This is a genomic window from Necropsobacter rosorum (assembly GCF_964241405.1).
GTDB classification, from domain to species: Bacteria; Pseudomonadota; Gammaproteobacteria; order Enterobacterales; family Pasteurellaceae; genus Necropsobacter; species Necropsobacter rosorum.
The window spans coordinates 1-22,469 of sequence record NZ_CAXSXF010000008.1; the positions used below are offsets into that span (position 1 = coordinate 1).

The following is a 22,469-nucleotide window of genomic DNA, read 5'->3' on the forward strand; positions in this document are numbered from 1 at the left end:
GGACACCGCCGGGTTTTAATTAGAGAAGAGACCACTTGCCGAGGGCAGGTGGTTTTTTTGTTTTTGGGGGAAAACCGATAAAAAAATCACCGCACTTTTAGGTCAACCAAAGATGAAGATAAAGTGCGGTGGGTTTTGGGAGAATTTTTTCTCTAAACAAATCAAAGCATAAACCAAACTCAACACAACCAAACCACAAAAAACAGACAAAAAAATCACCGCACTTTTAGGTTAACCGAAGATAAAGGGGATAAAGTGCGGTAGGTTTTGAGAGAATTTTTGTATGCTATTTAATCTATGAGATATCTATTTTTGATAATAAAACTCCGGGATTTTTAACCTTACGTTATTGCGGTTTAATTTAAATTTATCACTGAGTATGTTAACAGGTAATTAAGGGAATCTGATCAAACTCAGTATCTAAACGTGCAAGTAATTTATCCGGTAAATTAGCGGTGACAGACTGATGAAAACAGGCCAAATTATAATCTAATCCCGAAATGGTCTTTGCTTGTTTAAAATAGTTATTTGGCTGGTATCGATCGGATATAAACCAATAACATTTGTAGTCCATATTTTGTAAGTAAGCGATAAGATTTTTGGCTTGCTGTGGATGGGCTTCTAGGAAAATAATCGGTTTATGTTTTTGAATGGTTTCCTTGGCTCCTGCTAATACTGGGCGTTCGAATCCTTCCGCATCGATTTTTAATAAGGCAAGAGTTGTAAGCTTTTGAATTTCTTTATGATTATCAATAGAAATGACATTCAGATATTCTTTATTTTCGATACCGTCAAAATGGCCTTCAGTATTGAAGCCTTTATCCAGCGAGAAACTACCGTAATTCCAAGGTGTTTCATAATTTGATGAAGTGATTTCTATCACGCCTTCTTGATTACTGACGCCATGATTATAGGCAAATACGTTCGTTAATTGATTAAGCGCTAAGTTGCCGCACAGCATTTGAAAGATAATTCGTTGCGGTTCGAAGCAAAACAGCTTACCTTTCTTTATCATTGTCGCAATAGGCACCGCATGCATTCCTAAATTAGAACCGACCTCAATGACATTACTTGTTGGTGTTAAAATACTACGAAAAAATTGAACTTCCGCTTCTGCCCATTCTCCGTAAGCGCGGGCAAATTGGCTAATAAAATCGCCGTCAATCAGGCTGAATAGCCCCCATTTTAGTTTATGAATAGATGAACGCATAATTATTCCTGAATTAAAATCATTTTTGCTCTATTATACTGTTGTTTTTTTTTGTACAGTTTGCTGTGTTTTTAATCATCTTTGGGGGTGATCCATAAAAAAGCACTGATTTTTCAGTGCATTTTTGTATTATTTTCAGAATCAATCGGATGAATTTATCACTCAATTTTTTCTTCTTTTTTTACTTCATCCCATAACAGATCCATTTCGATTAAAGATGCCGTTTCTATCTTTTTGCCTTGGTGCTTTAACTTTTCCTCTACCGCGCGAAAGCGACGTTCGAATTTTAAATTGGCTTGGCGTAAACTTTCTTCGGCGGAGCAATGTAAATGACGGCTTAAGTTAACTGCGGCAAACAGCAGATCGCCGATTTCTTCGTTGATTTTGGCCTGCTTTTGCTCCGTTTGTTGCCATTCCTGACGGGTTTCTTCCAGCTCTTCTTCCACTTTTGCGAAGACTTGTGCGATATTCTCCCAATCAAAGCCGACTTTGGCGCAGCGTTTTTGCAGTTTTTCCGCCCTCATCAGCGCAGGAAATGAAGTCGGTACGTTATCCAGAATTGAATGACGGCCTTTTTCTTTATGTTCTGTGGCTTTAACTTGGTTCCAATTGGATAACGCTTCCTGCTCATTAGCCGCGCTGCTGTCGCCGAACACATGAGGGTGACGACGAATAATTTTTTGCGATATATCCTGCACGACATCATCGAATGTGAACTGTTTTTCTTCCGTTGCCAGTTGACTCAGGAAAACGACCTGTAATAACAGATCGCCGAGTTCTTCTTTTAGATCACGGTAGTTTTTCTGTTCAATGGCATCGATAACTTCACAACTTTCTTCGATTAGGCAGGGAATCATCGTGTGATAGTTTTGTTTCAGATCCCAAGGACATCCTCCATTTGGATCGCGTAATTTGGCAATTAAGTGAACAAAATCCTGAATAGAATAGCGCATTTTTTATCCTGTAACTCATTGGAATGGTGAAATTAATCATAACATAATCTTTGAGTTGGCATGTGCGGTAAAAAAGAAAAGTTTTTTCTAAAACGTGATCGAGAGCATATTTTTTTTATTTTACTGATGCTACTATAACTCCAAAATAAATTAATTAATCCCGGATCAGATAAGGAGTCAATTATGTACAAACACATATTAGTGGCAATAGATCTTTCTGAAGAAAGTCCGTTTTTATTAGAAAAAGCCGCCGGTGTGGCGAAAAGACACGACGCTAAGTTGTCCATTATTCATGTTGACGTGAATTTTTCTGATCTTTATACCGGATTAATTGACGTTAATATGTCCTCCATGCAGGATCGGATTTCTACCGAAACGCAGCAGGCATTGGTGCAGCTTGCCGAACATTGCAGCTATCCGGTGTCGGAAAAATTAAGCGGCAGCGGCGATTTGGGGCAGGTATTGTCCGATGCGATAGAACAATATGATGTGGATCTGTTAGTAACGGGCCATCACCAGGATTTCTGGAGCAAGTTAATGTCTTCCACCCGTCAGGTAATGAATAATATTACTGTGGATATGTTGGTTGTGCCGTTGCGGGAAGAATAGTTTCTAAACCTCGGCTACATTTTATTCAGGGCTAAATTCACCATGCAAAGGAATTTAGCCTTTTTATTTGAACGCCCTGATCTCCCTTTCCTGCGGCGCGGCGAACAATAAAAATACTTTTTCTAAATTTCAAAAATATGTAACAATAAGCGCATTTATGTAGAAGATTGATCAGAGAATACAAGGCTTATTAATGAAAACAACGGCAGAAATCAGAAAATCTTTCCTTGATTTTTTTCACAGTAAAGGGCATCAGATCGTGGCAAGCAGCTCGCTTGTGCCGGAAAACGATCCGACTTTATTATTTACTAATGCGGGAATGAACCAATTTAAAGACGTATTCCTCGGTGTGGATAAGCGTCCGTATTCGCGGGCAACGACGGCGCAACGTTGCGTTCGGGCCGGCGGCAAGCATAACGATTTGGAAAATGTGGGTTATACCGCCCGGCATCATACTTTTTTTGAAATGTTGGGTAATTTCAGTTTCGGGGATTATTTTAAGCAGGATGCGATTCGATTCGGCTGGGAATTTCTGACTTCACCGCAATGGCTGGGTTTACCGCAAGAAAAACTGTGGGTAACCGTATATCAGGCAGACGATGAGGCCTATGATATCTGGCATAATCAGGTCGGCATTCCGGCTGAGCGGATTATTCGCATCGGCGACAATAAAGGCGCGCCTTATGCCTCGGATAATTTCTGGCAAATGGGCGATACCGGGCCGTGCGGTCCGTGTACGGAAATTTTTTATGATCACGGCGAACATATCTGGGGCGGCCCACCGGGATCGGCGGAAGAAGACGGCGATCGTTATATTGAAATTTGGAACATTGTGTTTATGCAGTTTAACCGTCAGGCGGACGGCACCATGGAAAAACTGCCTAAACCGTCGGTCGATACGGGCATGGGGCTGGAGCGCATTGCCGCGGTGTTGCAGCATGTGAATTCCAATTACGATATTGATATTTTCCAAAAATTAATCGCGAAGGTTGCGGAGCTGACCGGAGAACGTGATCTGGCCAACAAATCGCTGCGTGTGATTGCCGATCATATCCGTTCATGCGCCTACTTAATTGCTGACGGCGTGATTCCGTCTAATGAAGGGCGCGGCTATGTTTTGCGCCGGATTATTCGCCGCGCGGTACGTCACGGACATTTATTGGGGGCGAAAGACACCTTCTTTTATAAATTAGTGCCGACCTTAATCGCGGTGATGGCCGAGGCCGGTCAGGATGTGAAAGACAAACAGGCCGATGTCGAAAGATTGCTGCGTCAGGAAGAAGAACAGTTCGCCCGTACGCTGGAACGCGGGCTGACATTGCTGGATGAGGCGTTGGCTAAGGTTGAAAATAATATGTTGTCCGGTGAGGTGGCGTTCAAATTATATGATACTTACGGCTTTCCGCTGGATTTGACGGCGGATGTTTGTCGTGAACGCAATATTGCCATTGATGAAGCGGGATTTGACCGCGAAATGGAAGCGCAGCGTACGCGTGCGCAATCGGCAAGCCAGTTCGGCGTTGATTATAATAATATTATTCGGGTGGACGGTGCGACGAAGTTTGAAGGCTATGAAGATTCGGAAAGTCTGGCAAAAATCACCGCACTTTTCCATGACGGAAAATCGGTGCAAAGCATCAACGCCGGTCAAAGTGCGGTCGTTATTTTAGAAAATACGCCGTTTTATGCGGAATCCGGCGGGCAAATCGGCGACAGCGGTCGGCTGGAAGGGCAAAATTTTACTTTCACCGTTAACGATACGCAAAAATATGGCCAGGTTTTCGGGCATATCGGGCAGTTAACGCAAGGGTCACTGTCTGTCGGGCAATCGGTGAACGCCGTTGTGGATGCGGCGCGCCGTCGCCGGATTGCGTTAAATCACTCGGCGACGCATCTGTTGCATGCCGCGTTACGTCAGGTACTGGGCGCGCATGTGGCGCAACGCGGATCGCTGGTTTCCGATACTGCGCTGCGCTTTGACTTTACTCATCCTGAAGCGATCAGCAAAGATCAATTGTTTGAAGTGGAACGCATTGTGAACCGGGAAATTCGCGCCAATCATGCGGTGCAAACGGCGATAATGGATTTGGAGGCGGCGAAAGCGCAGGGCGCAATGGCGTTGTTCGGTGAGAAATATGCGGAAAAAGTGCGCGTTCTGACCATGGGCGATTTTTCTATTGAACTTTGCGGCGGTATTCATGTGAAACGCACCGGTGATATCGGCTTGTGTAAAATCATCAGTGAAGCGGCGATTGCCGCAGGCGTTCGCCGGATTGAGGCCGTCAGCGGGGAAAACGCCATTACTTGGCTGCATGCCCAGCAAACATTATTAACCCAGAGTGCGGACTTGCTGAAATCGGATGTCAATTCGATTGCGGAGAAAATTCAGCAATTGCAGGATAAAGCCAAGAAAACCGAAAAAGAATTGCAGCAATTAAAACAGAAAGCGGCCGTACAGGCCGGCTCGGATTTGGCTAAAAGTGCGGTGAAAATTAATGGCGTTTCCGTTGTGTTACAACAACTTGACGACATTGACGGTAAATCCTTGCGCGTGATGGTTGATGATATGAAAAATCAGCTCGGTTCGGCGGTGATTGTGTTCGCTTCGGTGGCGGAGAATAAAGTCAATCTGATCGTCGGTGTCACCGCAGATTTGACCGCGAAAGTGAAAGCCGGCGAGCTGGTAAATTTAATGGCGCGTCAGGTCGGTGGAAAAGGCGGCGGCCGTCCTGATATGGCAATGGCCGGCGGTTCACAGCCGGAAAACGTGGTGAAGGCATTGTCGGTTTGTAGCGAATGGTTGCAGCTGAATTTATAAGCGGAAATTTTGTGCCGTAACTCACAACTTTGAGTTTTATTGATAACGCACTCAGATGAAATGCGTTACGATAATGTGGGTTGCGCTATGTGTGTAAAATAAGGATGTTGGGTTAACGATAGGATATCGCATCAAATGATCAAATGAGGAGGTTATATGCTGATCTTAACCAGAAAAGTTGGCGAGAGCTTGCTCATTGGCGATGACGTTTCCATCACGATACTGAATATTCGTGGTAACCAAGTGAAAATTGGCGTAAAGGCGCCGAAAGATGTTTCTGTTCATAGGGAAGAAATCTACCAACGCATTAAAGAAGCGCAGGATGAACAGCAATCTTAACGAGCTTTGTAATTGGTAAGAAATGGAGAAGTTATGAGTAAATTGACTTGCTTTAAAGCTTATGATATCCGCGGTCGCTTAGGCGATGAACTGAATGCGGATATTGTTTATCGGATCGGACGTGCGTTCGGGCAGTTTTTAAAACCGAAGACCATTGTGGTCGGCGGTGATGTCCGCCTGACCAGTAAAGAGCTGAAAAGCGCGGTGACCAACGGCTTGCTGGATTCCGGCGTTAACGTGATTGATCTCGGTGAAACCGGCACGGAAGAAGTGTATTTTGCAACATCGTTTTTAAAAGCGGATGGCGGGATTGAAGTCACGGCAAGTCATAATCCGATGGATTATAACGGGCTGAAATTAGTCCGCGAGGGATCGCGCCCGATTAGTGCGGATACCGGCCTGGCGGATATTCAGCGTTTGGCTGAAGAAAATAACTTCCCGCCGGTTACGCAGCGCGGCGAGTATAAACAGCTTTCGGTCTTGGGCGATTATGTCGAACATCTGTTGTCCTATATTAATTTGGATAATCTGAAACCGATGAAACTGGTGATCAATGCCGGAAACGGCGCGGCCGGTCATGTGATTGACGCCATTGAAGCGCAATTTAAAGCAAAACGCGTACCGGTGGAATTCGTTAAGGTGCACAATAATCCGGACGGCACGTTCCCGAACGGTATTCCTAACCCGCTGCTGCATGAAAACCGTCAGGATACCATTGATGCGGTACTGGCTAACAACGCGGATATGGGGATTGCCTTTGACGGCGATTTTGACCGTTGTTTCCTGTTTGATGAACACGGCGGCTTTATTGAAGGCTATTATATCGTCGGGCTGCTCGGACGGGCGTTTTTGCAGAAAAACAAAGGAGCGAAAATCATCTATGATCCGCGCCTGATTTGGAACACGATTAAACTGGTGGAAGAAAACGGCGGCGAAGCGGTGATGTCGAAGTCCGGACATTCGTTCATTAAAGAGAAAATGCGCGCGGTCGATGCTATCTACGGCGGCGAAATGAGTGCGCATCATTATTTCCGCGATTTCTTCTACTGCGACAGCGGCATGATCCCTTGGTTGTTGGTGATGGAATTGGTCTGCACAACCGGCCAGACGCTGGGACAACTGGTCGGCGACAGTATTGATACTTATCCGTCTCCGGGGGAAATCAACAGTAAACTGGCCGATGCCAAATCTGCGATTGCCCGCGTTCGCGCCGCTTATGAGAAAGACGCGATTCGGGTGGATGAGATTGACGGCATCAGTATTGAATATCCCGAATGGCGTTTCAATTTACGCAGTTCCAACACTGAACCGGTGGTGCGTTTAAATCTTGAAACCCGTGGCGATAAACAATTAATGACTGAAAAAACAGAAGAAATTTTGGCTTTATTACGTCAGTAATTAAGATAAAATGTCACCGCACTTTACCGATCCGATAGGAAAAAGTGCGGTTATTTATTATTCAGAATAAGGAAAACCAATGAAAGCAATTATTCCAGTAGCCGGATTGGGCACGCGTATGCTGCCTGCGACGAAAGCGATTCCGAAAGAAATGCTGACCTTAGTGGATAAACCGCTGATCCAATATGTTGTCAATGAATGTATCGCTGCCGGCATTAAAGAAATTGTGCTGGTCACCCATTCTTCAAAAAACGCGATCGAAAACCATTTCGATACCTCGTTTGAGTTGGAAACCATGTTAGAAAAACGGGTGAAGCGCCAGCTATTGGAAGAAGTGCGTTCTATTTGTCCGAAAGATGTGACAATCATGCACGTCCGCCAAGGGAATGCCAAAGGATTGGGGCATGCGGTGCTATGCGGACGTCCGTTGGTCGGCAATGAACCTTTTGCGGTGATTTTACCGGACGTATTACTGGCGGATTTCAGTGCGAATCAGAAAAAAGAAAATCTAAGCGCCATGTTGGCACGCTTTCGTGAAACGCAGGCCAGTCAGATTATGGTCGCACCGGTAGATAAAAATAATGTGAATAGTTATGGTATTGTCGATTGCGGCGGTGCTGAGCTGGGCGCCGGGGAAAGTGTAAAAATCAACAGTATTGTGGAAAAACCGAGTATTGAAAACGCGCCGTCCAATCTGGCGGTTGTCGGGCGTTATGTGTTTTCCGCCGCCATTTGGCCTTTGCTGGAAAAAACGCCGGTCGGTGTCGGCGATGAGATTCAGTTGACCGATGCGATTGATATGTTGATTGAAAAAGAAACGGTCGAGGCGTTTCATCAGACCGGGGTGAATTTCGATTGCGGCGATAAGCTGGGTTATATGCAGGCTTTTGTTGAGTACGGTTTACATCATCCGCAGTTAGGCGAGAAATTTACGGCCTATTTGAAAACATTGATTAAATCGCTGCCGTGATCGTCATTTAATAATGCAGCGTTTACTGTTGTTTTGCTGCTGTCATATCGTTACAGAGCCGCATGTTGATGCGGCTCTATCTGTTTTTTAGGCTTTCTGTTGTAATAGCGAGCGGTAAATCATGCCGCCCAGAATGCCGCCGATAATCGGTGCAACCCAGAATACCCACAGTTGTTCAACTGCCCAACCGCCTTGGAAAATCGCCACTGCCGTGCTGCGCGCCGGGTTTACAGAAGTATTGGATACCGGAATACTGATTAAGTGAATTAAGGTTAATCCTAAACCGATCGCAATCGGTGCGAAGCCTGCCGGTGCGTTTTTATCTGTTGCGCCGTGAATGATAATCAGGAAAAATGCGGTTAATATAATTTCTGCAATAGTGACCGCACTTAGCGAAAAACCGTTTGGTGAATGTTCGCCATAACCATTTGAAGCAAAGCCGGCACTGACATCAAATCCGGTTTTGCCTGACGCGATGGCATATAAAACGGCCGCCCCGACGATACCGCCGATAACTTGTGCAATGATATAACCCAGCGCCTCTTTGGCGTTAAAACGGCCGCCGGCAACGAGGCCTAAGGTGACTGCCGGGTTAAAATGCCCGCCGGAAATATGCCCGACGGCATAAGCCATGGTTAATACGGTCAGACCGAATGCCAACGCAACGCCGGCAAAGCCGATGCCTAATTCCGGATAGGCCGCCGCTAATACCGCACTTCCGCACCCGCCAAAGACAAGCCAGAAAGTACCGAAAAATTCAGCCGATAATTTTTTAAACATAATAAACCTCGATTAATGTTGTTAAATAAAAAGAAGTAAATCACCGAATGGTGTGCAAAACGCCATTCTGTTACTTTTCCTCCAATTAGAGTGTAATCTCGGCTGGGAAGTTGCGTAAATTTCTGTAAATCCTACGGGCGTTCCGGCAGTCTTGATGTCCGGATTGTTATTCAGCCTATTTTTCATTAGAATGTGCGATAAATAGTAAGGTTATTTTATGAAGGTTGGCAAGATGGCGGAATGGGACGGCAAATATATTAGCCCTTATGCAGAACACGGTAAGAAAAGCGAGCAGGTCAAAAAGATTACGGTTTCGATTCCGATTAAGGTGTTAGAGATTTTAACGAATGAAAGAACCCGGCGTCAGATCCGTAATTTACGCCACGCGACCAATAGTGAATTACTGTGCGAGGCTTTTTTGCATGCCTTTACCGGCCAGCCGTTACCGAGTGATGCCGATTTGCTGAAAGACCGGCATGATGAGATTCCCGAGCAGGCGAAACTGGTTATGCGCGAGCTGGGCATTGATCCGGATAAATGGGAATATTGAACAAATAGCTTGCATGAGCGGATTATTGCCAGTATAATCCACAAGCTCTCGGTATGAGAGTCGTTTGATGTAATCATTTATCGAGCGTGTGTCGCGATGATGCGATACGAAAAATGTTTCCGATCTGGAGACTATAAACAGGTTAACTGCACTTCCCTTTCAATAAGACGTATGAAAGGTGATGGTGTCAGTTTTATTATTAGCTAAATTTATTGGAGCTCTGGTCTAATGCAGAACCAAAGAATCCGTATCCGCTTAAAAGCGTTTGATCATCGTTTGATTGATCAATCTACTGCGGAGATCGTAGAAACAGCTAAACGTACCGGCGCGCAAGTTCGTGGTCCGATTCCTTTACCTACCCGTAAAGAACGTTTCACCGTGTTGATTTCGCCACATGTGAACAAAGACGCACGTGACCAATACGAAATTCGCACCCACAAACGTTTAGTGGATATCGTAGAGCCAACAGAAAAAACTGTTGATGCATTAATGCGTTTAGATTTGGCTGCCGGCGTTGACGTGCAGATCAGCCTAGGTTAATTAAGAGGTTATTACAATGATTGGTTTAATCGGTCGTAAAGTTGGTATGACCCGTGTCTTCACTGAAGACGGCGTGTCAATTCCAGTTACCGTTATCGAAATCGAAGCCAACCGTGTGACTCAAGTTAAAACTCTTGAAAACGATGGCTATACTGCAGTCCAAGTTACTACAGGTTCAAAAAAAGCGAACCGTGTAACTAAGCCTGAAGCAGGTCATTTCGTGAAAGCAGGTGTTGAAGCTGGTCGCGGTTTATGGGAATTCCGTACCGAAGGTGAAGAATTCACTTTAGGTCAGGAAATCAATGTTGACATCTTTGCAGATGTTAAAAAAGTCGATGTTACCGGTACATCCAAAGGTAAAGGTTTCCAAGGCGGCGTTAAGCGTTGGAACTTCCGTACTCAGGATGCGACTCACGGTAACTCTTTATCACATCGTGTTCTTGGTTCTATTGGTCAAAACCAAACCCCGGGCCGTGTGTTTAAAGGTAAAAAAATGGCAGGACATTTGGGTAATGAACGTGTTACCGTCCAATCGCTTGAAGTTGTTCGTGTCGATGCCGAGCGTAAATTGCTGCTTGTTAAAGGTGCCGTTCCGGGCGCAACAGGTAGTGATCTTATCGTAAAACCGGCAGTTAAAGCATAAGTCTGGGAGATAGAGATGGAATTACAAGTTAAAGATGCACAGCGTGCATTAACTGTTTCTGAAACTACCTTCGGACGTGAGTTTAACGAAGCGTTGATTCACCAGGTTGTCGTTGCTTACGCAGCTGGTGCGCGTCAGGGTTCTCGTGCGCAAAAAACTCGTGCTGAAGTGTCTGGTTCAGGTAAAAAACCTTGGCGTCAAAAAGGTACAGGCCGTGCCCGTTCCGGTGATATCAAATCACCAATCTGGCGTTCCGGTGGCGTGACTTTCGCGGCGAAACCGCAAGATCACAGTCAAAAAGTGAACAAAAAAATGTACCGTGGTGCAATCAAAAGCATTCTTTCCGAATTAGTTCGTCAAGACCGTTTGGTGGTTATGGAAAAATTCGAAGTTGAAGCACCGAAAACCAAAGTTTTAGTACAAAAATTAAAAGAATTAGCACTGGAAGATGTGTTAATCATTACAGCAGGTTTGGATGAAAACCTATTCTTGGCTGCACGCAATCTTTACAAAGTGGATGTGCGCGATGTACAGGGAATCGATCCGGTAAGTTTAATCGCTTTCGATAAAGTGGTTGTTACTGTCGATGCTGTAAAACAGATTGAGGAGATGTTAGCATGATTCAACAAGAACGTTTGCTAAAAGTGTTAAAAGCACCTCACGTCTCTGAGAAAGCAACCAATAACGCTGAGAAGTCAAACACTATCGTTTTCAAAGTTGCCTTAGATGCAAATAAAGTTGAGATTGCCAATGCAGTCGCACAGCTGTTTGAAGTGAAAGTGGATTCTGTACGTACCGTCGTAGTAAAAGGCAAAACCAAACGCCGCGGAGCTAAAGTCGGTCGTCGCAGTGACTGGAAAAAAGCTTATGTCACGCTTCAGGAAGGTCAGTCTCTTGACTTTGTTGAAGGTGCAGAGTAATTACGGAGGAGTAGATAACAATGGCTATCGTTAAATGTAAGCCGACCTCCGCTGGTCGTCGTCACGTTGTTAAAATCGTAAACCCTGAATTATATAAGGGTAAACCTTACGCACCTTTATTAGAAACCAAATCTAAAACAGGTGGTCGTAATAATTTAGGACGTATCACAACTCGTCATATCGGTGGCGGGCATAAACAACATTACCGTCTAATCGATTTCAAACGTAACAAGTTAGATATTCCGGCGGTTGTCGAGCGTCTTGAATATGATCCGAATCGTTCCGCAAATATTGCTTTAGTGCTGTATAAAGACGGTGAGCGCCGTTATATTCTGGCACCTAAAGGATTGAGCGCCGGCGATCAAATCCAGGCTGGTGTGAATGCGCCGATTAAAGTCGGTAATGCATTACCGATGCGCAACATTCCGGTAGGTTCGACCGTACATAACGTTGAATTAAAACCCGGCAAAGGCGGTCAGATTGCCCGTTCTGCAGGAAGCTATGTACAGATCATTGCCCGCGAAGGTAATTATGTGACTTTGCGTCTTCGTTCCGGCGAAATGCGTAAAGTACTTGCTGAGTGTACTGCCACCATCGGTGAAGTCGGTAACTCGGAACATATGCTTCGTGTACTGGGTAAAGCAGGTGCAAGCCGTTGGAGAGGTATTCGTCCGACCGTTCGTGGTACTGCGATGAACCCGGTTGATCACCCACATGGTGGTGGTGAAGGCCGTAACTTCGGTAAACATCCGGTTACACCTTGGGGCGTTCAAACCAAAGGTAAGAAAACTCGTCACAACAAACGTACCGATAAATTTATCGTACGTCGTCGTGGTAAATAATTTTATTAACTAAGAGGATAAGCCATGCCACGTTCTCTCAAGAAAGGTCCTTTCCTTGACCTACACTTGTTGAAGAAGGTAGAGAAGGCGGTGGAAAGCGGGGATAAAAAACCAATTAAAACCTGGTCCCGTCGTTCAATGATCATTCCTTCAATGATTGGATTGACCATCGCAGTCCATAATGGTCGTCAGCACGTTCCGGTTTATGTTTCCGACGAAATGATCGGTCATAAATTAGGTGAATTTGCACCGACTCGTACTTACCGCGGTCACGCTGCGGATAAGAAAGCTAAGAAGTAAGGGGTAAAAGATGGAAACTATTGCTAAACATCGTTACGCTCGCACTTCAGCGCAAAAAGCTCGCTTAGTTGCGGATTTAATCCGTGGCAAAAAAGTTGCTCAGGCTTTAGAAATTTTAACCTATACCAACAAAAAAGCGGCAGCTTTGGTTAAAAGTGTACTTGAGTCTGCAATTGCAAATGCCGAGCATAATGACGGTGCAGATATCGATGATCTTAAAGTTGCAAAGATCTTTGTCGATGAAGGTCCGAGCATGAAACGTGTAATGCCACGTGCTAAAGGTCGTGCAGATCGTATTTTAAAACGTACAAGCCACATTACCGTGGTTGTGTCAGATCGTTAATCGTAGAGGAATAACAATGGGTCAAAAAGTACATCCACATGGTATTCGCTTAGGCATCGTTAAGCCTTGGAGCTCTACTTGGTTTGCGAATACACAGGATTTCGCGTCTAACTTAGACGGCGATTTCAAAGTACGTAAATTCTTGAATAAAGAATTAGCGAATGCTTCAGTATCACGTATCACTATTGAACGTCCGGCTAAAAGTATTCGTGTTACAATTCACACCGCTCGCCCGGGTATCGTTATCGGTAAAAAAGGCGAAGATGTTGAAAAATTACGTCATGCCGTTGCGGCAATCGCAGGCGTGCCGGCGCAAATCAACATTGCGGAAGTGAAAAAACCTGAATTAGATGCAAAATTAGTTGCAGACAGTATCGCTTCTCAGCTGGAACGTCGTGTTATGTTCCGCCGTGCGATGAAACGCGCAGTACAAAACGCCATGCGTTTAGGTGCGAAAGGCATTAAAGTTGAGGTAAGCGGTCGTTTAGGTGGTGCAGAAATTGCACGTTCTGAATGGTATCGTGAGGGCCGTGTGCCGTTACATACACTACGTGCGGACATCGATTATAACACTGCTGAAGCTCATACCACATACGGCGTTATCGGCGTTAAAGTATGGATCTTCAAAGGTGAAATTCTTGGTGGAATGGCTGCAATTGCACAACAACCGGAACAACAACCTGCCGCGCCGAAAAAGGCACCTCGCGGTAAAGGTCGTAAGTAAGGAGAATTGCTAAATGTTGCAACCAAAACGTACAAAATTCCGTAAAGTCCACAAAGGTCGTAACCGTGGTATTGCCAACGGTACAGAAGTGAGCTTCGGTACCTTCGGTTTAAAAGCAATTGGCCGTGGTCGTTTAACCGCTCGTCAGATCGAAGCGGCACGTCGTGCAATGACACGTGCAGTGAAACGTCAGGGTAAAATCTGGATCCGTGTTTTCCCGGATAAACCAATTACTGAAAAACCATTAGAAGTCCGTATGGGTAAAGGTAAAGGTAACGTTGAGTACTGGGTCGCTTTAATCCAGCCGGGTAAAGTACTTTATGAAATGGATGGTGTGTCTGAAGAGATCGCAAGAAGCGCATTTGCATTAGCAGCTGCCAAATTGCCAATCAAGACCACATTCGTAACTAAAACGGTGATGTAATGAAAGCTCAAGAACTACGTACAAAAACTGTTGAAGAGCTGAATGCTGAATTGGTTAACTTGTTAGGTGAGCAATTCAAATTGCGTATGCAAGCAGCCACCGGTCAGCTTCAACAAACCCATCAGTTAAAACAAGTGCGTCGTAGTATTGCACAAGTGAAAACTGTATTAACCGAAAAGGCGGGTGAGTAATGACTGATAAAATTCGTTCAGTGCAAGGTAAAGTTGTGAGTGACAAAATGGAAAAATCCTTTGTTGTCGCTATCGAGCGTAAGGTTAAACATCCGCTTTACGGTAAGTTTATCCGTCGCACAACCAAACTGCATGTGCATGATGAAAACAACGAAGCACAACTGGGTGATGTGGTAGAGATTCGTCAATGTCGTCCGATCTCTAAAACAAAATCCTGGACACTGGTTCGTGTTGTAGAAAAAGCAGTAATTGCTTAATTTACGTTTATCAAATAAAGCCTCGGTGAAAACCGGGGCTTTTTTGTAAAAACTTTGTTAAAAATGACCGCACTTTTACGGCATGAATTTTGCGACAGCGGTCTGATATATTTGATGGGCGAATAATCACGCGCGTTGTGCTTTGGGGCGGGAAGCAAGTGGGCATCGTTCTGAAAGCCAACCTGCTGTGCGACGGAAATGATCTCCGCCGCATGTTATGGTGCCGGATTTAACGTAAGTCAAACAGCAGAAACTCAATATCGCTTTGTGCGGTCAGCGTCAGCAGCGCTTCGGCGCGCACACCGACGGCATCGCCATGCGCCAATGCCACGCCGTTTACGTCCAGTTCGCCTTTTACAACCTGCAGCCAATAAGTGCGGTCGGTATTTAAGCGGATTTCTTCCCGTTTGCCGGCGGCGAATTGGTAACGCCAGAGCAACATATCCTGATACACCTTGAAAGAATGCTGCGCGGCGTGCGGCGATAAAATCAAGGTGCCGCCTTCTTGATCGGCAAACCGGCGTTGATCATAACGCGGGGTGATACCGAGCTCGTTCGGCATGATCCAGATTTGCAGCAAATGCAGGCGTTCACTGTCGCTTGGATTAAACTCCGAGTGATAAACGCCGCTGCCGGCAGACATAATCTGGAATTCGCCGGCGCTGAATTCGCGTACGTTGCCCATGCTGTCTTTGTGCGCAATCTTGCCGGCCAGCACATAGGTTAAAATTTCCATGTCTTTATGCGGATGAGTACCGAAGCCCATTGCCGGTTCGATATAATCTTCATTGATAACGCGGAGATCCGAGAAGTGCATATGATTGCGGTCGAAATAATCGGCGAAAGAAAAAGAATGATAAGTTTTCAGCCAACCGTGATCAAAATAACCGCGTTGAGTTGATTTTCTGATTTGTAACATAATTTGCTCTCCTAAATATATGCCGTCACGCCCGATTGCGTGTTAGTAAGCGTATTGTAGATTTTAACTTAAAAGGAATAAATAGGCCTTTTGTTGATTTATTTTCAATAAACAGGAAAAAATCCTTCCTAAAAAGTGCGGTCATTTTTTCGCACGTTTCAGCCGGCGCAATCGCATAAATCAGTTGTCTTTTTAGTTGAGTTTTTGTATAATCCGCCAACCTATTTCCCATGGTGGGGATAGGCTCGTCCCGAAAGGGTGTTATTAATTTTAGCGGAGTACTAAGATGATCCAAGAACAGACTATGCTGGACGTTGCTGATAACTCAGGCGCTCGCAGTGTAATGTGTATCAAGGTTCTAGGTGGATCGCACCGTCGTTACGCTGCTATTGGTGATATCATCAAAATTACTGTGAAAGAAGCGATTCCTCGCGGTAAAGTTAAAAAAGGTGATGTATTAAAAGCAGTTGTTGTGCGCACCAAGAAGGGTGTTCGTCGCCCAGATGGATCAGTCATTCGCTTCGATGGTAACGCTTGTGTAATTTTAAATAATAACACTGAGCAACCAATCGGTACTCGTATTTTTGGACCTGTGACTCGTGAACTTCGTTCTGAGAAATTCATGAAGATCATTTCTTTGGCACCAGAAGTACTGTAAGGAGAAGTGAGAAATGGCTGCAAAAATTCGTCAAAATGATGAAGTGATTGTTCTTGCCGGTAAAAGCAAGGGCAAACGTGGTAAGGTAACTCAAGTGTTGCCAAACGGTAAAGTGATTGTTGAAGGCGTAAATATCATCACTAAACATGAAAAACCAGTTCCTGCCTTAGGCAAAGAAGGTGGTTTAGTGAAGAAAGAAGCGCCGATTGATGCGTCAAATGTGGCGATTTTCAATCCGAAAACAAATAAAGCTGACCGTGTAGGTTTTAGATTTGAAGACGGCAAAAAAGTCCGTTTCTTTAAATCTAATAATGAAATTATTTAATAGTAAACTGGAGTAATGCGATGGCGAAACTGCATGATTACTACAGAGATCAAGTAGTTAATGAATTGAAAAATAAATTCAACTACGCATCTGTCATGCAAGTCCCACGAATCGAAAAGATTACCCTGAATATGGGTGTGGGTGAAGCATTGACCGACAAAAAATTGCTGGATAACGCAGTAGCGGATTTGACAGCAATCAGCGGTCAGAAACCTTTAATTACTAAAGCTCGCAAATCTGTTGCTGGCTTTAAAATCCGTCAGGGATATCCAATCGGTTGTAAAGTAACACTGCGCGGTGAGCGTATGTGGGAGTTCTTTGAACGTTTAATTACAATTGCTGTACCACGTATTCGTGACTTCCGCGGTTTAAGCGCGAAATCATTTGATGGTCGTGGTAACTACAGCATGGGTGTGCGTGAGCAAATCATCTTCCCTGAAATCGATTATGATAAAGTGGATCGCGTTCGTGGTTTGGATATTACTATCACAACCAGCGCGAAAAGTGATGAAGAAGGTCAAGCACTTCTCGCTGCCTTTAATTTCCCATTCCGTAAGTAAGGCAGGTTACAAATGGCTAAACAATCAATGAAAGCACGCGATGTAAAACGCGTTAAATTGGCTGAGAAATTCTACGCAAAACGTGTAGAGTTGAAAAAAATCATTGCTAACGAGAATTCTTCTGATGAAGAACGTTGGAATGCCGTGTTGAAGTTACAAACTTTACCACGTGATTCAAGCCCAAGTCGCCAACGTAACCGTTGCAGCCAGACCGGACGTCCTCACGGCGTTTTGCGTAAGTTTGGTTTAAGCCGGATTAAAGTTCGCGAAGCAGCAATGCGCGGCGAAATCCCTGGCCTTAAAAAAGCAAGTTGGTAATTTACCACTTTATTTTGGAATCGGAGTAAAAGCACAATGAGTATGCAAGATCCAATCGCAGATATGTTGACCCGTATTCGTAACGGGCAAGCTGCGAACAAAGTTGCGATCAGTATGCCTTCATCCAAGCTAAAAGTGGCTATCGCCAATGTATTAGCAGCAGAAGGTTATATTGAGAGCGTTAAAGTTTTAGAAGGCACCAAGCCTGAACTGGAAATTACTTTAAAATATTTCCAAGGCAAACCGGTTGTAGAAAGTATTCAACGTGTGAGTCGCCCGGGTTTACGTATTTATAAACGTAAAGACGAGTTACCGAAAGTAATGGGCGGTTTAGGTGTTGCAGTGGTTTCTACATCGCAAGGTGTGATGACTGACCGTGCAGCCCGTCAAGCGGGTCTGGGCGGTGAAATCATCTGTTATGTAGCTTAATAGAGAGGTAGGAAAATGTCTCGTGTTGCAAAGGCACCTGTTAGTATTCCTGCCGGGGTTGAGGTAAAACTTAACGGTCAGCTACTAACAGTGAAAGGTAAGAATGGTGAGTTGTCTCGTACCATTCATAACTCAGTTGAAGTTAAACAAGATAATAATGAATTGACATTCGCTCCGCGTGAGGGAATTGTCGGTGCTAACGCGCAAGCGGGTACGGCACGTGCATTAGTTAATGCAATGGTTATCGGTGTTACTGAAGGCTTCACTAAGAAGTTACAATTAGTGGGTGTGGGTTACAGAGCTCAAATCAAGGGCAATGTAGTTGCATTAAGCTTAGGCTTTTCACACCCTGTTGAACACACATTACCTGCAGGTATTACCGCTGAATGTCCATCTCAGACCGAAATCGTGTTGAAAGGTGCGGACAAACAGTTAATCGGTCAAGTTGCTGCAGATATTCGTGCTTATCGCCGTCCTGAGCCTTATAAAGGTAAAGGTGTACGCTATGCTGATGAAGTGGTGCGTACAAAAGAGGCTAAGAAGAAATAATTAAGGTAACACTATGGATAAGAAATCAGCTCGTATCCGTCGTGCAACTCGTGCACGCCATATGATGAGAGAGCAAGGTGTAACCCGCTTAGTGGTCCACCGTACCCCGCGTCATATTTATGCACAGGTAATCGCACCGAACGGTTCAGAAGTGCTTGCCGCTGCTTCTACAGTTGAAAAAGCAATTAGTGAGCAAGTGAAATATACCGGAAATAAAGATGCCGCAGCAGTCGTTGGTAAACTGGTTGCTGAAAGAGCATTGGCAAAAGGCGTTAAAGACGTCGCGTTTGACCGTTCCGGTTTTAAATATCATGGTCGTGTCCAATCTTTAGCGGACGCTGCCCGTGAAGCTGGTCTACAGTTCTAATAGAGGTAATTTCAGATGGCAAACATCGAAAAACAAGCTGGTGAACTGCAAGAGAAGCTAATCGCGGTAAACCGTGTATCAAAAACTGTAAAAGGTGGTCGTATTATGAGCTTTACTGCGTTAACCGTAGTAGGCGATGGTAACGGTCGCGTAGGTTTTGGTTATGGTAAAGCGCGCGAAGTTCCGGCAGCGATCCAAAAAGCGATGGAAAAAGCACGTCGCAATATGATTACTGTGGCTTTAAACGAAGGCACATTACAACATCCGATTAAAGGTACACATACCGGTTCCCGCGTATTTATGCAGCCGGCCAGTGAGGGTACCGGTATCATCGCAGGCGGTGCTATGCGTGCCGTGCTGGAAGTTGCGGGTGTGCGTAACGTACTTTCTAAAGCTTACGGTTCAACCAACCCAATTAACGTTGTTCGCGCAACTATTGATGCGCTTGCAAATATGAAATCACCAGAAATGGTTGCTGCTAAACGCGGCAAAACCGTTGATGAAATTTTGGGGTAATTGATAATGGCTAAAACTATTAAAGTAACACAAGTGCGTAGCTCGATTGCTCGTTTACCGAAGCATAAAGCTACACTGCGTGGTCTTGGTCTTCGCCATATGCACCATACCGTTGAGTTAATCGATACGCCGGCAATTCGCGGTATGATTAACCAAGTTTCATACATGGTTAAAGTGGAGGAGTAAGAGAATGCGTTTAAATACTCTATCTCCGGCTGAAGGCGCCAAGCACAGCGCAAAACGTCTAGGTCGTGGTATTGGTTCCGGTTTAGGTAAAACCGGTGGCCGTGGTCATAAAGGTCAGAAATCTCGTACCGGCGGCGGTGTTCGTCGCGGTTTCGAAGGTGGTCAGATGCCTTTATACCGTCGTTTACCGAAATTTGGTTTTACTTCAATGAAAGCGGCAGTTACTGCTGAAGTTCGTTTGAATGAGTTAACCAAAGTTGAAGGTAATGTCGTCACTTTAGAGACATTAAAAGCAGCAAACGTCTTAACTAAAGATATTCAATTTGCCAAAGTTATTCTGGCAGGTGAAGTGAAAGGTGCGGTCGTTGTTCGCGGTTTGCGTGTCACTAAAGGCGCAAAAGCAGCGATTGAAGCTGCCGGCGGTTCAGTTGAGGAATAATTAACAAATGGCTAAGCAACCAGGTTATCAAACTAGAAGTACACAAAGCGGTACAGGTGAACTGAAAAGCAGATTGTTATTTGTACTAGGTGCACTGATTGTATTCCGTATTGGTTCTTTCATTCCGGTTCCTGGTATTGATGCAGCCGTGTTAGCTCAATTACTTGAACAACAAAAAGGCACCATCATTGATATGTTTAACATGTTTTCCGGTGGTGCATTGAGTCGCGCGTCAATTTTTGCATTAGGTATCATGCCGTACATTTCGGCATCGATTATTATTCAATTATTGGCGACGGTTCACCCGGCATTAGCTGAATTAAAGAAAGAAGGTGAGAGCGGACGTCGTAAAATCAGTAAATATACGCGTTATTCGACTTTAGTTCTTGCCACTATTCAGGCAATCGGGATTTCTACCGGATTGCCGAATATGTTACCGGGCTTAGTGCCTAACCTTGGTTTCGGTTTTTATTTTACTGCGGTCATCAGCCTTGTCACCGGAACGATGTTCCTGATGTGGTTGGGCGAGCAGATTACTGAACGCGGTATCGGTAACGGGATTTCTTTAATTATTTTTGCAGGGATCGTTGCGGGCCTTCCTTCAGCGATTGGTCAGACTATTGAGCAGGCTCGTCAAGGGCAAATGCATCTATTAGTTCTCTTGTTGATCGCCGTTATTGTTTTTGCAGTGACTTATTTTGTCGTTTTCGTCGAAAGAGGACAACGCAGAATTAAAGTTGAATATGCTAAACGCCAGCAAGGTCGTCAGATTTTGGGCGGACATACCACTCATTTACCGTTAAAAGTGAATATGGCCGGGGTTATTCCGGCAATTTTTGCTTCAAGTATTATCCTGTTCCCTGCGACCATTACATCATGGTTCGGCCAGGGTTCAAGTTTAGAGTGGTTAACTGATCTGTCGATGTTATTACATCCCGGACAGCCGTTATATTTGATTGTCTATGCGGTGGCGATTATCTTCTTCAGCTTCTTTTACACGGCAATGCAATATAATCCGCGCGATACAGCAGATAATCTGAAAAAATCGGGTGCATTTATACCCGGAATTAGACCCGGTGAACAGACATCACGGTATATTGATAAAATTATGACCCGCTTAACGTTAATCGGCGGTTTATATATCACATTCGTGTGTTTAGTTCCTTATATTATGACATCAGCCTGGAACGTACAATTCTACTTCGGTGGAACGTCTTTACTGATCGTTGTAGTGGTAATTATGGATTTCATCGTTCAGGTTCAGAGTCACTTAATGTCGACGAAATATGAATCTGCGCTGAAAAAAGCAAACCTGAAAGGTTTCGGACAATAGTCCGTATAGATAAAGGGATAAGCAATGAAAGTTCGTGCTTCCGTTAAGAAATTATGTCGTAACTGTAAAATTGTGAAACGTGAAGGTGTTGTACGCGTTTTGTGCAGTGATCCTAAACATAAGCAACGTCAAGGTTAATTGACATTTTTCTTGCAAAGAACCGGCTGGGCATATATAATGCTCAGCTCATTTATGTCCTTGATATACTGTTTGAGTATCCTGAAAACGGGCTTTTCAAGATCAGTATATCAAATCAGTTAAAATATAGGAGTGCATAGTGGCCCGTATTGCAGGCATTAACATTCCTGATCACAAACACGCTGTAATCGCTTTAACTGCAATTTACGGTATCGGTAAAACCCGTTCAAAAGCCATTTGTGCCGCTGCGGGAATTGCCGAAGATGTTAAGATCAGCGAATTGTCTGAAGAGCAGATTGATAAACTGCGTGACGAAGTTGGTAAATTTACCGTTGAAGGTGACTTACGCCGTGAAGTAACACTTAACATTAAACGCCTGTTGGATTTAGGCTGTTATCGTGGTTTACGTCATCGTCGTAGTTTACCGGTACGTGGTCAACGTACTAAAACTAATGCGCGTACCCGTAAGGGTCCTCGTAAGCCGATCAAGAAATAATCGGGGTAAATTTAAATGGCAAAAACACCAGTTCGTGCACGTAAACGTGTAAAAAAACAAGTTGTAGATGGCGTAGCTCACATTCACGCATCTTTCAATAATACAATCGTTACCATTACCGACCGTCAAGGTAATGCCCTGGCATGGGCAACCGCAGGTGGTTCCGGTTTCCGCGGTTCTCGTAAATCTACTCCGTTTGCTGCACAGGTTGCGGCTGAACGTTGTGCTGAAATCGTAAAAGAATTCGGCTTAAAGAACTTGGAAGTTATGGTTAAGGGACCGGGTCCAGGTCGTGAATCTACAATCCGCGCATTAAATGCTGCGGGATTCCGTATCACGAACATTACAGATGTGACTCCGATTCCTCATAACGGTTGTCGTCCACCGAAAAAACGTCGTGTTTAATGGCGTCATAGGATAGTTGG

General features: G+C 44.6%; 35 protein-coding genes. 31 read left to right on the forward strand and 4 right to left on the reverse strand.

Annotated features, from left to right (window positions below):
* Positions 1-382 precede the first annotated feature (382 nt).
* Positions 383-1,210: an FkbM family methyltransferase gene (locus tag ACESOH_RS11360; protein ID WP_373101250.1), complete on the reverse strand. Its 828-nt coding sequence runs from the start codon at positions 1,208-1,210 to the stop codon at positions 383-385.
* 158 nt (positions 1,211-1,368) lie between these two features.
* Positions 1,369-2,163 (reverse strand): nucleoside triphosphate pyrophosphohydrolase, encoded by a 795-nt coding sequence (gene mazG / locus ACESOH_RS11365; protein WP_373101252.1) that lies wholly within the window; start codon positions 2,161-2,163, stop codon positions 1,369-1,371.
* Positions 2,164-2,346: 183 nt separating this feature from the next.
* Between mazG and uspA the strand changes: the two genes are divergently transcribed.
* From uspA to galU, 5 genes are all read left to right on the forward strand, one after another.
* Positions 2,347-2,772, forward strand: coding sequence for a universal stress protein UspA (gene uspA, locus ACESOH_RS11370; protein WP_373101253.1), 426 nt, complete (start codon positions 2,347-2,349; stop codon positions 2,770-2,772).
* Positions 2,773-2,965: 193 nt separating this feature from the next.
* Positions 2,966-5,590, forward strand: coding sequence for an alanine--tRNA ligase (gene alaS / locus ACESOH_RS11375; protein WP_373101254.1), 2,625 nt, complete (start codon positions 2,966-2,968; stop codon positions 5,588-5,590).
* Positions 5,591-5,746: 156 nt separating this feature from the next.
* Positions 5,747-5,929: a carbon storage regulator CsrA gene (gene csrA / locus ACESOH_RS11380; RefSeq protein ID WP_032093979.1), complete on the forward strand. Its 183-nt coding sequence runs from the start codon at positions 5,747-5,749 to the stop codon at positions 5,927-5,929.
* Between the two features lie 33 nt (positions 5,930-5,962).
* Positions 5,963-7,327 (forward strand): phosphohexomutase domain-containing protein, encoded by a 1,365-nt coding sequence (locus tag ACESOH_RS11385; protein ID WP_032093978.1) that lies wholly within the window; start codon positions 5,963-5,965, stop codon positions 7,325-7,327.
* A gap of 79 nt (positions 7,328-7,406) precedes the next feature.
* Positions 7,407-8,297, forward strand: a complete 891-nt coding sequence (gene galU, locus ACESOH_RS11390; RefSeq protein WP_032093977.1) for a UTP--glucose-1-phosphate uridylyltransferase GalU — start codon at positions 7,407-7,409, stop codon at positions 8,295-8,297.
* Between the two features lie 87 nt (positions 8,298-8,384).
* On the opposite strand, the gene aqpZ is transcribed toward galU, so the two are convergent.
* On the reverse strand, positions 8,385-9,077 hold the full coding sequence (gene aqpZ, locus ACESOH_RS11395; protein ID WP_373101256.1) for an aquaporin Z: 693 nt from the start codon (positions 9,075-9,077) through the stop codon (positions 8,385-8,387).
* A gap of 232 nt (positions 9,078-9,309) precedes the next feature.
* Here aqpZ and metJ point away from each other — a divergent pair, with 232 nt between their 5' ends.
* From metJ to rpsQ, 12 genes are all read left to right on the forward strand, one after another.
* Entirely contained in the window at positions 9,310-9,627 is a 318-nt protein-coding gene (gene metJ, locus ACESOH_RS11400) for a met regulon transcriptional regulator MetJ (protein ID WP_373101295.1), read from the forward strand.
* A 228-nt stretch (positions 9,628-9,855) separates the two neighbouring features.
* Complete coding sequence (gene rpsJ / locus ACESOH_RS11405) at positions 9,856-10,167, forward strand: 30S ribosomal protein S10 (protein ID WP_001181005.1); 312 nt, start codon at positions 9,856-9,858, stop codon at positions 10,165-10,167.
* Positions 10,168-10,183: 16 nt separating this feature from the next.
* Entirely contained in the window at positions 10,184-10,810 is a 627-nt protein-coding gene (rplC, locus tag ACESOH_RS11410) for a 50S ribosomal protein L3 (protein WP_373101260.1), read from the forward strand.
* 15 nt (positions 10,811-10,825) lie between these two features.
* The gene (rplD, locus tag ACESOH_RS11415; protein ID WP_032093973.1) at positions 10,826-11,431 is read left to right on the forward strand and encodes a 50S ribosomal protein L4; all 606 of its coding nucleotides are present in this window, start codon (positions 10,826-10,828) and stop codon (positions 11,429-11,431) included.
* Entirely contained in the window at positions 11,428-11,730 is a 303-nt protein-coding gene (rplW, locus tag ACESOH_RS11420) for a 50S ribosomal protein L23 (protein WP_032093972.1), read from the forward strand. The genes rplD and rplW overlap by 4 nt, the downstream gene beginning before the upstream one ends.
* Positions 11,731-11,750: 20 nt before the next feature.
* Positions 11,751-12,572: a 50S ribosomal protein L2 gene (gene rplB / locus ACESOH_RS11425; protein WP_032093971.1), complete on the forward strand. Its 822-nt coding sequence runs from the start codon at positions 11,751-11,753 to the stop codon at positions 12,570-12,572.
* A gap of 24 nt (positions 12,573-12,596) precedes the next feature.
* Positions 12,597-12,872: a 30S ribosomal protein S19 gene (rpsS, locus tag ACESOH_RS11430; RefSeq protein ID WP_005539416.1), complete on the forward strand. Its 276-nt coding sequence runs from the start codon at positions 12,597-12,599 to the stop codon at positions 12,870-12,872.
* A gap of 10 nt (positions 12,873-12,882) precedes the next feature.
* Positions 12,883-13,215 (forward strand): 50S ribosomal protein L22, encoded by a 333-nt coding sequence (gene rplV, locus ACESOH_RS11435; RefSeq protein WP_032093970.1) that lies wholly within the window; start codon positions 12,883-12,885, stop codon positions 13,213-13,215.
* Positions 13,216-13,231: 16 nt separating this feature from the next.
* On the forward strand, positions 13,232-13,939 hold the full coding sequence (rpsC, locus tag ACESOH_RS11440; protein ID WP_032093969.1) for a 30S ribosomal protein S3: 708 nt from the start codon (positions 13,232-13,234) through the stop codon (positions 13,937-13,939).
* 13 nt (positions 13,940-13,952) lie between these two features.
* Positions 13,953-14,363 carry a 50S ribosomal protein L16 gene (gene rplP, locus ACESOH_RS11445; protein WP_032093968.1) on the forward strand — a complete coding sequence of 137 codons (411 nt, stop codon included), beginning with the start codon at positions 13,953-13,955 and terminating at the stop codon, positions 14,361-14,363.
* A complete protein-coding gene (gene rpmC, locus ACESOH_RS11450; RefSeq protein WP_017805230.1) occupies positions 14,363-14,554 on the forward strand; it encodes a 50S ribosomal protein L29 in 192 nt (63 codons plus the stop codon). The genes rplP and rpmC overlap by 1 nt, the downstream gene beginning before the upstream one ends.
* Entirely contained in the window at positions 14,554-14,811 is a 258-nt protein-coding gene (gene rpsQ, locus ACESOH_RS11455) for a 30S ribosomal protein S17 (protein WP_032093967.1), read from the forward strand. Before rpmC ends, rpsQ begins: the two co-directional genes overlap by 1 nt.
* A gap of 229 nt (positions 14,812-15,040) precedes the next feature.
* Here the strand turns inward: rpsQ and ACESOH_RS11460 are convergent, their stop codons facing one another.
* Positions 15,041-15,730, reverse strand: a complete 690-nt coding sequence (locus tag ACESOH_RS11460; RefSeq protein WP_373101261.1) for a pirin family protein — start codon at positions 15,728-15,730, stop codon at positions 15,041-15,043.
* Between the two features lie 286 nt (positions 15,731-16,016).
* Between ACESOH_RS11460 and rplN the strand changes: the two genes are divergently transcribed.
* The 14 genes from rplN to rpsK all read left to right on the forward strand — a co-directional run bounded on the left by rplN (position 16,017) and on the right by rpsK (position 22,449).
* The gene (rplN, locus tag ACESOH_RS11465) at positions 16,017-16,388 is read left to right on the forward strand and encodes a 50S ribosomal protein L14 (RefSeq protein ID WP_005548786.1); all 372 of its coding nucleotides are present in this window, start codon (positions 16,017-16,019) and stop codon (positions 16,386-16,388) included.
* Positions 16,389-16,401: 13 nt separating this feature from the next.
* The gene (gene rplX / locus ACESOH_RS11470) at positions 16,402-16,713 is read left to right on the forward strand and encodes a 50S ribosomal protein L24 (RefSeq protein ID WP_032093964.1); all 312 of its coding nucleotides are present in this window, start codon (positions 16,402-16,404) and stop codon (positions 16,711-16,713) included.
* A 20-nt stretch (positions 16,714-16,733) separates the two neighbouring features.
* Positions 16,734-17,273: a 50S ribosomal protein L5 gene (gene rplE, locus ACESOH_RS11475; protein WP_032093963.1), complete on the forward strand. Its 540-nt coding sequence runs from the start codon at positions 16,734-16,736 to the stop codon at positions 17,271-17,273.
* Between the two features lie 12 nt (positions 17,274-17,285).
* On the forward strand, positions 17,286-17,591 hold the full coding sequence (gene rpsN, locus ACESOH_RS11480) for a 30S ribosomal protein S14 (protein ID WP_032093962.1): 306 nt from the start codon (positions 17,286-17,288) through the stop codon (positions 17,589-17,591).
* A gap of 36 nt (positions 17,592-17,627) precedes the next feature.
* A complete protein-coding gene (rpsH, locus tag ACESOH_RS11485; protein ID WP_032093961.1) occupies positions 17,628-18,020 on the forward strand; it encodes a 30S ribosomal protein S8 in 393 nt (130 codons plus the stop codon).
* 15 nt (positions 18,021-18,035) lie between these two features.
* Positions 18,036-18,569: a 50S ribosomal protein L6 gene (gene rplF / locus ACESOH_RS11490; protein WP_032093960.1), complete on the forward strand. Its 534-nt coding sequence runs from the start codon at positions 18,036-18,038 to the stop codon at positions 18,567-18,569.
* Positions 18,570-18,582: 13 nt separating this feature from the next.
* Positions 18,583-18,936 (forward strand): 50S ribosomal protein L18, encoded by a 354-nt coding sequence (gene rplR, locus ACESOH_RS11495; protein WP_032093959.1) that lies wholly within the window; start codon positions 18,583-18,585, stop codon positions 18,934-18,936.
* A gap of 15 nt (positions 18,937-18,951) precedes the next feature.
* Positions 18,952-19,452 (forward strand): 30S ribosomal protein S5, encoded by a 501-nt coding sequence (rpsE, locus tag ACESOH_RS11500; protein WP_032093958.1) that lies wholly within the window; start codon positions 18,952-18,954, stop codon positions 19,450-19,452.
* A 6-nt stretch (positions 19,453-19,458) separates the two neighbouring features.
* Entirely contained in the window at positions 19,459-19,638 is a 180-nt protein-coding gene (gene rpmD / locus ACESOH_RS11505; RefSeq protein ID WP_084703506.1) for a 50S ribosomal protein L30, read from the forward strand.
* 4 nt (positions 19,639-19,642) lie between these two features.
* Positions 19,643-20,077, forward strand: coding sequence for a 50S ribosomal protein L15 (rplO, locus tag ACESOH_RS11510; protein ID WP_032093957.1), 435 nt, complete (start codon positions 19,643-19,645; stop codon positions 20,075-20,077).
* Between the two features lie 7 nt (positions 20,078-20,084).
* A complete protein-coding gene (gene secY, locus ACESOH_RS11515) occupies positions 20,085-21,410 on the forward strand; it encodes a preprotein translocase subunit SecY (RefSeq protein ID WP_032093956.1) in 1,326 nt (441 codons plus the stop codon).
* 24 nt (positions 21,411-21,434) lie between these two features.
* On the forward strand, positions 21,435-21,548 hold the full coding sequence (rpmJ, locus tag ACESOH_RS11520; protein WP_005548767.1) for a 50S ribosomal protein L36: 114 nt from the start codon (positions 21,435-21,437) through the stop codon (positions 21,546-21,548).
* Between the two features lie 139 nt (positions 21,549-21,687).
* Positions 21,688-22,044 (forward strand): 30S ribosomal protein S13, encoded by a 357-nt coding sequence (gene rpsM / locus ACESOH_RS11525; protein ID WP_032093955.1) that lies wholly within the window; start codon positions 21,688-21,690, stop codon positions 22,042-22,044.
* A gap of 15 nt (positions 22,045-22,059) precedes the next feature.
* Complete coding sequence (gene rpsK, locus ACESOH_RS11530; protein WP_005543603.1) at positions 22,060-22,449, forward strand: 30S ribosomal protein S11; 390 nt, start codon at positions 22,060-22,062, stop codon at positions 22,447-22,449.
* The last annotated feature ends 20 nt before the right edge of the window (positions 22,450-22,469 follow it).